Annotated in this window: 7 protein-coding genes; 1 reads left to right on the plus strand and 6 read right to left on the minus strand. The window is 69.5% G+C overall.

The features are described 5' to 3' along the window. Nucleotides 1-36: 36 nt before the first annotated feature. Both ACWD3C_RS14240 and nrdR read right to left on the minus strand, forming a co-directional pair. A complete protein-coding gene (locus tag ACWD3C_RS14240) occupies nucleotides 37-2,931 on the minus strand; it encodes a vitamin B12-dependent ribonucleotide reductase (RefSeq protein WP_451143571.1) in 2,895 nt (964 codons plus the stop codon). 161 nt (nucleotides 2,932-3,092) lie between these two features. Further along, complete coding sequence (nrdR, locus tag ACWD3C_RS14245; protein WP_451143573.1) at nucleotides 3,093-3,659, minus strand: transcriptional regulator NrdR; 567 nt, start codon at nucleotides 3,657-3,659, stop codon at nucleotides 3,093-3,095. A gap of 521 nt (nucleotides 3,660-4,180) precedes the next feature. On the opposite strand from nrdR, the gene lexA reads away from it, so the two are divergent. Next, complete coding sequence (gene lexA / locus ACWD3C_RS14250; protein ID WP_451143575.1) at nucleotides 4,181-4,957, plus strand: transcriptional repressor LexA; 777 nt, start codon at nucleotides 4,181-4,183, stop codon at nucleotides 4,955-4,957. 128 nt (nucleotides 4,958-5,085) lie between these two features. Here the strand turns inward: lexA and ACWD3C_RS14255 are convergent, their stop codons facing one another. The 4 genes from ACWD3C_RS14255 to ACWD3C_RS14270 form a co-directional block, all read right to left on the minus strand. Beyond that, nucleotides 5,086-7,062, minus strand: a complete 1,977-nt coding sequence (locus tag ACWD3C_RS14255; protein ID WP_451143577.1) for an ATP-dependent DNA helicase — start codon at nucleotides 7,060-7,062, stop codon at nucleotides 5,086-5,088. After that, the gene (locus tag ACWD3C_RS14260) at nucleotides 7,059-9,185 is read right to left on the minus strand and encodes an IucA/IucC family protein (protein WP_451143579.1); all 2,127 of its coding nucleotides are present in this window, start codon (nucleotides 9,183-9,185) and stop codon (nucleotides 7,059-7,061) included. Before ACWD3C_RS14260 ends, ACWD3C_RS14255 begins: the two co-directional genes overlap by 4 nt. Nucleotides 9,186-9,242: 57 nt before the next feature. Continuing rightward, nucleotides 9,243-10,118, minus strand: coding sequence for a GNAT family N-acetyltransferase (locus ACWD3C_RS14265; protein WP_451143581.1), 876 nt, complete (start codon nucleotides 10,116-10,118; stop codon nucleotides 9,243-9,245). Between the two features lie 84 nt (nucleotides 10,119-10,202). Continuing rightward, complete coding sequence (locus tag ACWD3C_RS14270; RefSeq protein WP_451143582.1) at nucleotides 10,203-12,164, minus strand: IucA/IucC family protein; 1,962 nt, start codon at nucleotides 12,162-12,164, stop codon at nucleotides 10,203-10,205. Nucleotides 12,165-12,469: the final 305 nt, after the last annotated feature.

Below are 12,469 nucleotides of genomic sequence, written 5' to 3' on the forward strand. Positions count from 1 at the left end.
CGGTCAACGGCCGTACCGCCCTTCAGTGCTTCAGGGTCAGCTGCACCCGCTGGTCGAGCCGCACCCTTCGCAGATGTAGCAGGAGCCGGCCCGCTGCATCTTCGTGCCGCAGGAGAAGCACAGCGGGGCGTCCGCCTGGATGCCCAGTTGCATCTCCACCAGCTCGGCGCTGGTGTGGGCCTGCTGCGGAGCGGGCATGGCGGCGCCGACCTCGGTCCTCGGGGTGGCGACGGCCTTCAACTCCTGTGCGCGGGGCGCGGACTGGGCCAGGCCCTCGACGTCCACCTCGTCCTCGGACGGCTCGTACGAGCCGGTCTCCAGGTGGCGCTGGCGCTCCTCGGCGGAGTGGATGCCGAGCGCGGAGCGCGTCTCGAACGGCAGGAAGTCGAGCGCCAGGCGGCGGAAGATGTAGTCGACGATCGACTGCGCCATCCGCACGTCCGGGTCGTCCGTCATACCGGCCGGCTCGAAGCGCATGTTCGTGAACTTCGAGACGTACGTCTCCAGGGGCACGCCGTACTGGAGGCCGACGGAGACCGCGATGGAGAAGGCGTCCATCATGCCCGCGAGGGTCGAACCCTGCTTGGACATCTTCAGGAAGACCTCGCCGAGACCGTCGTCCGGGTAGGAGTTGGCGGTCATGTAGCCCTCGGCGCCGCCGACGGTGAAGGACGTGGTGATGCCGGGGCGGCCCTTGGGGAGGCGCTTGCGGACCGGACGGTACTCGACGACCTTCTCGACGGCCTCACGGATCGTCGCCTCGGACTCCGCGGTGACCTCGGCCTTCTCCTCCTCCTTCTTCTTGGCGGAGAGGGGCTGGCCGACCTTGCAGTTGTCGCGGTAGATCGCGAGCGCCTTGACGCCCAGCTTCCAGGCCTCGAAGTAGATCTCCTCGACCTCCTCGACGGTCGCCGACTCCGGCATGTTGACCGTCTTGGAGATGGCGCCGGAGATCCACGGCTGGATCGCGGCCATCATGCGGACGTGGCCCATCGGGGAGATGGCGCGCTCGCCCATGGCGCAGTCGAAGACCTCGTAGTGCTCCGGCTTGAGGCCCGGCGCGTCGATCACATTGCCGTGGTCGGCGATGTGGGCGACGACCGCCTCGATCTGCTCCTCCTGGTAACCCAGGCGGCGCAGGGCCTGCGGGACCGTGCCGTTGACGATCTGCATCGAGCCGCCGCCGACCAGCTTCTTGAACTTGACCAGCGCCAGGTCCGGCTCGACACCGGTGGTGTCGCAGGACATCGCGAGGCCGATGGTCCCGGTCGGCGCGAGGACGGACGCCTGCGAGTTGCGGAAGCCGTTCTTCGCACCGAGGCGGACCACGTCCTGCCAGGCCTCCGTGGCGGCGGCCCAGACCGGGGTGTCCAGGTCGTCCATGCGGACGGCCTTGGCGTTGGCGTCGGCGTGCTGCTTCATGACGCGCAGGTGCGGCTGCTCGTTGCGGGCGTAGCCGTCGTACGGGCCGACGACCGCGGCGAGTTCGGCGGAGCGCTTGTACGCCGTACCGGTCATCAGCGAGGTGATGGCGCCGGCGAGGGCACGGCCGCCGTCGGAGTCGTACGCGTGACCGGTCGCCATCAGCAGGGCGCCGAGGTTGGCGTAGCCGATGCCGAGCTGACGGAAGGCGCGGGTGTTCTCGGCGATCTTCCGGGTCGGGAAGTCCGCGAAGCAGATGGAGATGTCCATCGCGGTGATGACCAGCTCGACGACCCTGGAGAAGCGCTCGACGTCGAAGGACTGGTCGCCCTTGTTGTTGTCCTTCAGGAACTTCATCAGGTTCAGCGAGGCGAGGTTGCAGGACGTGTTGTCCAGGTGCATGTACTCGCTGCACGGGTTCGAGCCGTTGATACGGCCGGACTCCGGGCACGTGTGCCAGTGGTTGATGACATCGTCGTACTGGATGCCCGGGTCGGCGCAGGCCCAGGCCGCCTCGGCCATCTTGCGGAAGAGGGACTTGGCGTCGACCTCCTCGATGACCTCACCGGTCATGCGCGAGCGGAGGCCGAACTTGCCGCCGTCCTCGACCGACTTCATGAACTCGTCGTTCACACGGACCGAGTTGTTGGCGTTCTGGTACTGGACGGAGGTGATGTCGTCGCCACCCAGGTCCATGTCGAAGCCCGCGTCACGCAGGGCGCGGATCTTCTCCTCCTCCTTGACCTTGGTCTCGATGAAGTCCTCGACGTCGGGGTGGTCGACGTCCAGGATGACCATCTTGGCGGCGCGGCGGGTGGCGCCACCGGACTTGATCGTTCCTGCGGAGGCGTCGGCGCCGCGCATGAAGGAGACCGGCCCGGAGGCGTTGCCGCCGGAGGAGAGGAGCTCCTTGGAGGAGCGGATGCGGGAGAGGTTCAGGCCGGCGCCGGAGCCGCCCTTGAAGATCATGCCCTCTTCCTTGTACCAGTCGAGGATCGACTCCATGGAGTCGTCGACGGCCAGGATGAAGCAGGCGGAGACCTGCTGGGGCTGCGGAGTGCCGACGTTGAACCAGACAGGGCTGTTGAAGCTGAAGATCTGGTGCAGGAGGGCGTACGCCAGTTCGTGCTCGAAGATTTCGGCGTCGGCGGGCGAGGCGAAGTACTTGTGGTCCTCACCGGCCTTCCGATACGTCTTCACAATGCGGTCGATGAGCTGCTTGAGGCTCACCTCGCGCTGCGCGGTGCCGACGGCACCGCGGAAGTACTTGCTGGTGACGATGTTGACCGCGTTCACCGACCAGAACTCGGGGAACTCGACGCCGCGCTGCTCGAAGTTGACCGAGCCGTCGCGCCAGTTGGTCATGACGACGTCACGGCTCGCCCACTCGACCTCGTCGTAAGGGTGCACCCCCGGAGTCGTGTGGATCCGCTCGATGCGCAGGCCCTTGTTCGCCTTGGTCCCCTTCGCCCGGGAACTCCGTGCCGGACCGCTCGCCGTCTCTGTCATGCCGCCTCCCTGTATCGGGCAAAAACGCCCTGAAGTGCCACTTTGTTCCCGTGACACGGTGTTCTGTCTTGTGTCGCGGCACCGCTGACGCAGCCGTCCGCAACAGGTCCGTAGTCGCCGCCGATCGTCCGGTCCGGGGATCCGTCCGGGCGGTCCGCCGGTCAGTCGGCGGCGTGGGCGGGCACGGGGACTTGACCAGTCCCTCCGGACCCGCGGTCCTTCTCCTGGCGCTCCGCGGCGACGCCCTCGTCGTCCGCGTCTCCGTCGCCGCCGGGGCGCTCCCGCTGCTCTTCCCTGAGTTCCGCGATCGCCGCCTCGAAGTCCTCCGGCGAGTCGAACGCCCGGTACACGGACGCGAACCGCAAGTAGGCGACGAGGTCGAGCTCCTGCAACGGGCCGAGTATGGCCAGCCCCACGTCGTGGGTGGTCAGTTCGGCGCTTCCGGTGGCGCGCACCGCCTCCTCGACCCGCTGGCCGAGCTGGGCGAGGGCGTCCTCGGTGACGGGCCGCCCCTGGCATGCCTTGCGCACACCATTGATGACCTTGGTACGACTGAAGGGCTCGGTGACGCCGGACCGCTTGACCACCATCAGCGAACACGTCTCCACCGTCGTGAAACGGCGGGAGCAGTCGGGGCACTGGCGGCGCCTGCGGATCGACGTACCGTCGTCGGTCGTGCGGGAGTCGACGACCCGGCTGTCGGGGTGCCTGCAGAAGGGGCAGTGCATGGAACTCCCAACCTTCCTTCACAGCAGACTCAATAGCCTCGAAACGCCACTTGGGCCCCTCGAAGCAGCTCCCAGCATAGGCGATGACCAAGGCCCCGAAGACCCGGGGGACCACAACTTCTGGGCTGCTGTTGCAATCCAACCACTAGATGTGGTGCTTGGCTCATAAATCCACCCACGACGCGCGTGTCGCACACGTATGGGCATGTGCCGCGCGACCGTTCCGTCACAGGCCGGACAGGGATAGCGTGGGCGCCGCACGGAAGAGGAACGATGCCCGATTGACGGGACACCGAGTGGCAGACTGAGCCACGAAGCGGGACCGGCCCACAAGGCCATCGCCCCGGCGGTGAAGAGTACAGCAATGACTGCATTTGTCCGCCCGGCGCGGCGCTAGCCATACACCCAGGCGCTTGATCACGTCAGGTAATCCACAATTTTTCACTCGAACGTGTGTTTGGCGCAACCTTTCGAAAGCAACTACCGTTGTCCAGCACGGGAGACCATCGAGAGGGGCCGACGTGACCACCACCGCAGACAGTGCCACCATCACTGCCCAGGACCGCTCCCAGGACCGATTCGAGCCGGTGCATGCGATGAACGAAGCCACGAATCCCGAGGGACCCAAGCGGTCCCTGCCGGGCCGACCTCCAGGCATCCGGGCGGACAGCTCCGGACTCACGGACCGGCAACGCCGCGTGATCGAGGTCATCAGGGACTCAGTGCAGCGGCGCGGGTACCCGCCGTCGATGCGGGAGATCGGCCAGGCGGTCGGCCTCTCCAGCACGTCCTCAGTGGCGCACCAGCTGATGGCCCTGGAGCGAAAGGGCTTCCTGCGGCGTGACCCGCACCGCCCGCGCGCATACGAGGTCCGGGGCTCCGATCAGTCCTCGGCGCAGCCCACGGACACCGCGGGCAAGCCGGCCGCGTCGTACGTGCCGCTCGTCGGCCGGATCGCCGCCGGTGGACCGATCCTCGCCGAGGAGTCGGTCGAGGACGTGTTCCCGCTGCCGCGGCAGCTGGTCGGTGACGGCGAGCTGTTCGTGCTGAAGGTCGTCGGTGACTCGATGATCGAGGCCGCCATCTGCGACGGCGACTGGGTCACGGTCCGCCGTCAGCCGGTCGCCGAGAACGGCGACATCGTGGCCGCGATGCTGGAGGGCGAGGCCACGGTCAAGCGCTTCAAGCGCGAGAACGGCCACGTCTGGCTGCTGCCGCACAACGCGTCGTACGAGCCGATCCCCGGCGACGACGCGACCATCCTCGGCAAGGTGGTAGCGGTTCTCCGCCGGGTGTGACGCCCCCACGACGGGCGGGCCGCACCCGCCTCTAATCCGGGCCCCGGGACCCCTGCGCCGGTTCCGGGGCCCTGGGCTGTCCGGAAGTGCGTCGGCCCGCAGCCGTGGCTGCGGGCCGACGCAGTGGGTTACTCGGCTTCCGCCTGCTTCGCCGCCGCGTCGATCACCGCCAGCGACTTCCGTACCTGGTTACGGTCCGTCGTGTACCAGAAGTCGGGCAGTGACGCCTTGAGGTAGCTCCCGTATCGGGCCGTGGCCAGCCGCTGGTCCAGTACGGCGACCACACCGCGGTCCCCCGACGCCCTTACGAGGCGGCCGGCACCCTGGGCCATGAGCAGGGCCGCATGGGTAGCGGCGACGGACATGAAGCCGTTGCCGCCCGCGTCCTCCACGGCCTTCTGGCGGGCGCTCATCAAGGGGTCGTCGGGGCGCGGGAACGGGATCTTGTCCATGACGACCAGCTGGCAGCTGGGACCCGGAACGTCGACGCCCTGCCAGAGGGAGAGCGTGCCGAAGAGGCAGGTCTTCGCGTCGGCCGCGAAGTTCTTGATCAGCTCTCCGAGGGTCTCCTCGCCCTGCAGGAGGATGGGGAACTCGGGGATCCGGACGCGCAGCTCCTCCGCCGCCAGCTGGGCGGCCCGCATCGACGAGAACAGGCCGAGTGTCCGGCCGCCCGCCGCCTGGATCAGCTCGGTGAGCTCGTCCAGCATGTCCTTCCGGTCGCCGTCCCGCGCGGGGCGCGACAGATGCTTGGCGACGTACAGGATGCCCTGCTTCGGGTAGTCGAACGGTGAGCCGACGTCGACGCCCTTCCACTGCGGCAGGTCCTCGCCCTCCGTGCCCTCGGGCGCCAGCCCCAGGGAGGCTCCTACGCCGTTGAAGTCGCCGCCCAGCTTGAGCGTCGCCGAGGTCAGGACGACAGAACGGTCCGCGAACAGCTTCTCCCTGAGGAGGCCCGACACGGACATGGGGGCAACGCGCAAGGAAGCGCCGAAGCGGTCGTGCCGCTCGTACCAGACGACGTCCCACTCGGAGCCGTTGCTGATGCGCTCCGCCACGTCGTGCACGCTCTCCACGGACGCCAGCGCCTGTTTGCGGACCGCGTCCTCGTCCTGGACGGACTTGTCGCGCGTGCTGCCGAGCGCCGAGATCACCGTACGGGCGGCGTCGCGCAGCGCCATCAGGGCATAGCCGAGGTCCTCCGGGATCTCCTCCAGGCGTCCCGGCAGGGCGAGCTCCATGAGCCGCTCGAAGCCCTCGGCGGCGGTCTGGAGCTGGTCGGCGGCCTTCTCGTTGACCAGCTTCGCGGCGCGGCGTACGGCGCGGTTGACCTGCCCGGGAGTGAGTTCGCCGGTCGCGACGCCGGTGACCCTGGAGACCAGTTCATGGGCCTCGTCGACGATCAGCACTTCGTGCTGAGGGAGCACCGGCGCGCCCTCGATGGCGTCGATCGCGAGCAGCGCGTGGTTGGTGACGACGACCTCCGAGAGCTTGGCACGCTCGCGGGCCATCTCGGCGAAGCACTCGGCGCCGTACGTGCACTTCGAGGCGCCCAGGCATTCGCGGGAGGACACGGAGATCTGGGCCCAGGCTCGGTCGGACACGCCGGGGGTGAGGTCGTCGCGGTCGCCGTTCTCGGTCTCCTGCGACCAGTCCCGCAGCCGGAGCAGGTCCTGGCCGAGCTTGCTGGTGGGGGCTGCCGCCTCGAACTGGTCGAAGAGACCCTCCTCCTCTTCCTGCGGCACGCCCTCGTTCAGGCGGTGCAGGCACAGGTAGTTCGACCTGCCCTTGAGCATGGCGAACTCGGGGCGGCGGCGCAGCAGGGGGTGCAGCGCGTCGACCGTCCTCGGCAGGTCCCGCTCCACGAGCTGTCGCTGCAGCGCCAGGGTCGCCGTCGCCACGACGACACGCTCCCCCTGCGCGAGCGCGGGCACCAGGTAGCCCAGCGACTTTCCGGTGCCGGTGCCCGCCTGGACGAGCAGGTGGGAGCCGTTGTCGACCGCCTCCGCGACGGCTTCGGCCATGGTCACCTGGCCAGGGCGCTCCGTGCCGCCGACGGCAGTGACGGCAGCATGCAGGAGTTCGGGAAGTGAGGGCTCTGTCATAGCGCGACCACCCTACGGCCCGCCACCGACAATGGAGCGATCAAGCCCGGAACGAGGGACGTGATCAAGACGCGTACGACCGTGGTGATCACGATGCGTTCAGGGGGGTTCGGGACCGTGCCGTGCACGGCGGCGTGCGGGCGGTCGGGGCGGTCACGGTAGCCGTCCAAGTGCAGCCGGTTACGGTTGAGAGACAGGTGCTCGATACGCGGAGTGAGCAGGTCGAACGTTTCGTAACGCTCCTTGAGCTCCGGGAACAGCCTCTGGTGGCGGAGGATCTCGGCCCGTACAAGGGACCAGAACTCGTCCTCCGGTACGTCCAGTTGTTCCTCGCACAGCGGCGCGAGGTAGCGGAACACGCCGACGAACAGCCCGGAATGGATGAACTGGGTGAGGAACGCGGGTGGCTCGGCCAGCAGGACATCGCGCACCTCGTCCGGCATGGAGGCCTGCTCGGGCAGCGGCTCGGCGCTGCCATTGACATCATCCACGAAGTCCTTCACCGCGAGCCTTACGGGAACGTCATCGTTGTCGAAAACAACGATGACGTTCTCCCCGTGAGGGCTGAACACCGTGCCGTACCGATAGAGGAACCGGAGCAGCGGCGGCAGCAGCGCGCCGAAGAGGCGACGCAGCCAGGTGCTCGGCGGCAGCCCCGAGCGTGCGACCAACTCGGCGGTGAAGGCACGGCCCTCCGGGTCGGTGTGCAGGAGCGCGGCCAGGGTGCGCGCGCGTTCGCCGGGCGCCAGGTGGTGCGGGAGGGGCTCGCGCCAGATCGCGCCGAGCAACTCCTTGTACTGGTACGGCACTTCCGGGAGCGTGTCGTACACGGGGTGCTCCACGGTCACCGAGGCGACCTCGCCGAGCAGGATGACACCGGTGTCGCCGAGGAAGGGGTCGGCGTCGCGCAGGGCGTGCATCCAGGCGGTCACGGCGGGTGCCGCGCGCGTGCGTTCCGTCTGCAGGCCCCGCCACACCAGGGTGTTGAGGACGGACAGCGGCAGCTTCACGGTGTGCCGGTCCGGGCGCGTGGTGTTGAGGAACGTACGGACCGACTGCTGAGGCAGGCGCAGATCACCGTCCGTGGGCAGCGGAACAATCGCTTCTGCGGCCACCGAGGGCGCGAACAGGGGCAGGACGACGTCGTCCCACTGCCAAGGGTGCACGGGCAGGAAGAGGTACGACTCAGACGTCACCCCGCGCGTGTGGAGTGCCGTTGTGAAGGTCTCCCGTACGGCCGGGTCCAGTTCGCGGGCATAGAGCTGGTCGGCGGTGTCGAGGCCGGGGACGCCTCGGTAGGTGGCGAGCGAGGTGTGCACCGCGATCCAGGGCAGGGGCGCCGCTCTGCGGGCCTCGGGCGCCCACGCGGCGACGTCCGTGGCGGAGAAGCCCAGGCGGCCCTTGTTCAGCACGATCCAGGGGTGGCCTGTCTGGTGGCCCTCCAGCTCCGCGTACCCGAGGTCGGCGAGTTGGTCCGCCGTCAACGCCGTGTGCTCCAGCCGCACGTCCGCCGCGAGCGTCGTGGTCAGTTCACGGATGACATGGCCGAGCGTCGCGCCGTCGAGGCCCAGCGTGCCGCGGGCCCTCGTGAGAAAGCCGAGCGGATCCGTGCAGGGGCGCGGGCCCGCACCGCGTTCGGTGAGGGTGAGCGAGTCGGGGTCGACGCGCCAGCTGCCGTACGCGGTGCGACGGGCTCGGAAGGTGAGGGTGCCTCCGGCGTCGAGGCGGAGGGTGTAGGGGTGGATGCCGTTGGGCGCCGCATGGGCGTGAGTCTCTGCTTTTCCTGCTTTTCCGGCCGACTCGACCGTCGGGTCCTGTTCCCCGCTCTGCCCCGACGCGACGCTCCTTCCTCCGATCGGCCTCGGCATGGCTCCCTCTCCCCCGGCCGAGGAACCGTCCGTTTTCCCGCCGGGTGCTCCTGCTCCCGATCTCTCCTCGACCGGCACCGGCACCGGCACCGGCACCGGCACCGGCAGGACGATCTCCTCGTGTGCGAACTCGCCGATCATCTTGGCGAGCAGGTGGCGTCCGGCTCGGTTCCAGCGGTCTTTTCGCAGCTCAGGTGGGTCGTACAGCAGCGGGGTCGGGGCTCCGGCGGCCGCGGCGGCGGACGGATTGGGCACAAATTCTCCTCGGATGGGAACCGGATCGGGCCGAGCGGTGTACCAGGAATGAGCGCGCTACAGCAGATCGCGCAGGACCCGGTCTCGGACCATGAGGGCGGCTCGCTTGTCGGGCAGGTCGACCTCGGCGGAGAACCGGAAGCCGGCGCGGAGAAACGAAGCGATGGAAGGGGTGTTGCGAAGGTCGGGTTCCGCGATGACGCGTGCGCACGAGGGGCGCTTGTCGAGTACGAGGTCGGCGACGGCTCGCAGCAGGGCTGAGCCAAGGCCTCTCCCGCGGTCGGCGACACCGCCGATGAGGAGGTGGATTCCGGTGTCGTGCGGGCGGGCGGGGTGGTGGCGAGCCAGGGGATCGAGATCCGCGCGGTAGATCTCCCAGTAGCTCATCGGGGTGCCGTCGAGCATGCCGAGGCAGGGGACGCTGCGTCCGTCACCGTCGAGTTGGGGACGCAGATGGTCCTCGGTCACGGACTGGGGTCCGGCAAGCTCCCAGAAGGCGGCCACGGCGGGGTCGTTCATCCACCGGGTGATGAGCGGGAGGTCCCGCTCGATACGCACGGGGACCAGGTGCAGAACGCCCACGGGGGTGGCGTTCGGCCCCCAGTCGGCCAGGCTGTCGAGCAGGTCACCGCCGGTCTCCCAGCGATGCCCCTCACCGTACGACTCCGCTCCCTTGTCTTCCCCGGCTCCTCCCGCTTCTCCGGCTTCCTCGACGGCCAGGAGCGCGAGGAACTCGTCGGGCAGACGCAGGTCCAGCGTGTCCTCGCAGTCCTGGGTGGGTCCGGGTTCCGCGTCCAGGCCGATGTCGGCGCCGGGGGCGGTTCCGGAGCCGTCGGGAGGAGCCTCGGTGGAGTCGATGGCCCGGGTCGTGCCGGTGTCCGTGGCTGGGGCGGTGTCGGCGTCGGCGTCGGTGCTCGCATCGGTGGGAGGCACGGCGACGCTCCTCTCAGGAGACGGGGTGGGGCATGTCCTCAGAGCTGTCGGTCAGGGACGGATGTCAGACGTCGGGAATGGTTGTCAGGAGTGCAGGGGGTTGGCGATGGTGACGTAGACGGACTGGGTGTCGACCGGGCCGACGAGTTCGTCGAGGCCGTGCAGTCGGGTCAGCAGGTTGGCCTTGCAGCGCAGGACGGGTGAGTCGAGCAGGTGGGCCGGCATGGGTGTGCGCAGACGGGCGGGTCCGGTGGCCGCGTCGGTGAGGAAGCGGCGGAAGGCGGCGAGCAACAGGCGTTCGTCGGCGAGGTGTTGGGAACCGAAGGCGCCGATGAGGCCGAACACGTTGTTGATGGCGAGGTAGTAGGCGAACCGTTCGTCGGTGACCTCGTCGGAGACGAACGTGTCGCTGTGTGCGCCGATGCCGGGCAACCGGGTGTCGAGTTCCGTGCGGTGGGACTCGCGGAAGTAGTAGCCCTGGTTGTCGCGGTAGCGGCCGCCGGCGGGCCAGCCATCGGGGTCCAGCAGAAGCAGGGTGTTCTGGTGGTGGGCCTCCAGGGCGATCCCGGCTTCGCTGTCCAGCCACAGCACCGGACGTACGACCTGCTCCAGGTAGCGCAGGAACCACTCGGTGGCGACGGCGCCGCGGGGGCGGCCGGTGCGGCCGGCGAGGCGGGTGACGACGTCCGTGAGCCGGGACCGCATGGTGAGGCTCGTCTGCGTGTGGGCAGTTCTGTGCGTGTCGGCAGTGTCGTGTGTGTGGGCAGTGCCGTGCGGGCGGAGTGCGACGAACCCCGCGACGCACGACACGTCGTCCGCCGGGCTGAACGGGTTGTGCCGGATCATCACGTCCAGGCCGGGCACGGGGGCGCCGTCCGGGTCGGTGACCGCGAGCCAGGCCGGGTCGCGCACGATGTCGAAGCCGGGATGGGCGGCCTGCCACAGCTCGGCCAGGCCGCTGCGGAGGAGGCGGTGGACCTCGACACCGCGGTGGAGCTCCTTGTGGAGGTTCTCCCGGCGGGAGTTGGTGATGCGCAGCCCGAGCGACAGCTTCAGCATCGCGGGGGCGCCGGAGCGGTAGACGGTGCGGACGGAGGAGGTGGGGTGCCACGGGGAGCCGTGCGGGCCGAGGTCCTGGAGCAACCCGGCGTCCAGCAGGGCCGCGGTGTCCGGGTGGTGCCGGAGCTCGCGGAGCTGCCAGGGGTGCACGGGCAGGGCGGTGTATCCGTCGGGCAGCGGCAGTCCGACGCCGGCCAGGCGTGCGGTCAGCTGTGCGGCGGGTACGAGGCGGCCGCGTTCCGTCCACGCCGAGTCGGTGGCCAGCGTGGTCGGGGCGACCGCCAGCCACTGCAAGGGGAAGGAGCCGCACAACTCCGGTGAGTAGAACGGTGCTTCGGCCTCGGAAAGGCCCTCGCGGCTCTTGGGAGTGGGATGCAGGGGGTGCCCGAGCAGCAGCGCCTGTTCGGCGCTGAGGAACAGGTCGGCTTTGTCGGCGGGGTGTTGGCGGCGCTCGCCGATGAACACGGTTGTCCGTCGGACGGAGTCGGCGACCCGGCCGACCAGGTCGGTGCCCTCCTCGACGGGGCTGCGCGGTGCCTGCGGTTCGGCGCCGGAGGCAGTGGTTTCCCTGGCCAGCAGGGCTGCCACGGTCACCGCGTCGGCCGGGGGCGCCCAGTCCGGGGCGTCGGCCGGGTACGGGAGGCCGAAGCGGTGCCAGCCCGTGGGCGACCAGTAGCGGACCGGGACGAGGAGGGCCGTACCGGTGGAAGGGAGGGGAATGCGGAGGGTGCCGTCGGTGGGGGCGGTGAGGTTGTTCTCGCGTACCCAGCAGCGCAGCAGGTTCTCGACGGCCGCCGCCTGAGCCGCGGCGGCCGGATCGGGGTGTTCCAGGAGGTCGCCGGGAACGCCGCGCAGCCGCTCGGCCTCCCGGGCCCCGTCCTTCTGCCGGGGGACCAGTTCGGCGCCCGGTGGGAGAGGGGCCTGCGCGTCGCCGACTCCTCGCTCGGGGGTGTGGGTGCGGCCGTCGGGTGCGGGGGTCGCGTTCAAGAGAGTTCCTCGTGAGGTGGTTCAGGTTCGTGCGGCCGGCGAACCGGGGCGGTGCCGGCGTGCGGTGGACCTCTGGTGTGCGGTGGAGCAGTGGGGTGCGTCGTCGACGGGAGTGGAGGTTCAGGTCGAGGTGATGGGGCGTGGGGTTCGGTTCGGGGGGCCGGGCGGAGAGGGGGCGGGCGGCTTTGGTAGGCGGTCACTGATGATCGGACTGCTCGGTCGGTCCAGGAGTCGATCCGGTGGGTTCGGCTCTGGTTCCGGTGGGGGCGGTCCTGTCCCTCAGGGCACCGGCTGGGGGCTGGTCG

The sequence above is a fragment of the Streptomyces sp. NPDC002845 genome, from assembly GCF_053591955.1.